Source organism: Arhodomonas sp. KWT (genome assembly GCF_010993615.1).
The window spans coordinates 1-839 of the sequence record NZ_WNXE01000730.1 but is presented as its reverse complement, the minus strand read 5'-3'; the positions used below and the strand labels follow the sequence as shown (position 1 = coordinate 839).

Here is an 839-nt window from a genome sequence, read left to right as displayed (position 1 = left end):
CACCGGCACGCCGAGGTCCGTCTGCCGAGCCCGGTATTCGATCAGGAGTCCCGGGACGGCACGCGCAAGTGGGTCCTCTCGCTGGAGGGCGGCAACGCCATCGAGACGGTGTTCATCCCCGAGAACGACCGCGGCACGCTGTGCGTGTCCTCCCAGGTCGGCTGCGCGCTGGACTGCACCTTCTGCTCCACCGCCCAGCAGGGGTTCAACCGCAACCTCTCCACGGCGGAGATCATCGGCCAGGTGTGGTTCGCCCAGTCCGCGCTCGACGCCGAGGGGCGCGGCCGCCGGGTGACCAATGTGGTGCTCATGGGCATGGGCGAGCCGCTGGCGAACTACCGGAACGTGGTGCCGGCGACCCGGCTGATGGTCGATCAGCACGCCTACGGGCTTTCCCGGCGGCGCGTGACGCTGTCCACCTCCGGGCTTGTGCCGAACCTGCGCCGGCTCGCGGGCGAGAGCGACATCAGCCTGGCGGTGTCCCTGCATGCGCCCAACGACGCCCTGCGTGACGAGATCGTGCCGGTGAACCGGCGTTATCCCCTGGCAGAGCTGCTCGACGCCTGCCGGCAGTACGTGGCGAATACGCCCCACCGCCGCATCACCTGGGAGTACGTGATGCTCGACGGCGTGAACGACAGCGACGGCCACGCCCGGGAGCTGGCGCGGTTGCTCGAGGGCATCCCCTCGAAGATCAACCTCATCCCCTTCAATCCGTTCCCCGGCGCGGCGTACGAATGCTCGCCGGCGGAGCGGATCCAACGCTTCGCCTCGCTGCTGCAGCGCGCCGGCTACATCACCACGGTGCGCCGGACCCGGGGGGAGGATATCGACGGGGC

1 protein-coding gene is annotated in these 839 nt (G+C 69.7%); it reads left to right on the top strand.

The annotated features are described in order from the left end of the window. On the top strand, positions 1–839 hold an 839-nt coding region (gene rlmN / locus G7A99_RS22030), incomplete at both ends, for a 23S rRNA (adenine(2503)-C(2))-methyltransferase RlmN (protein WP_163144114.1).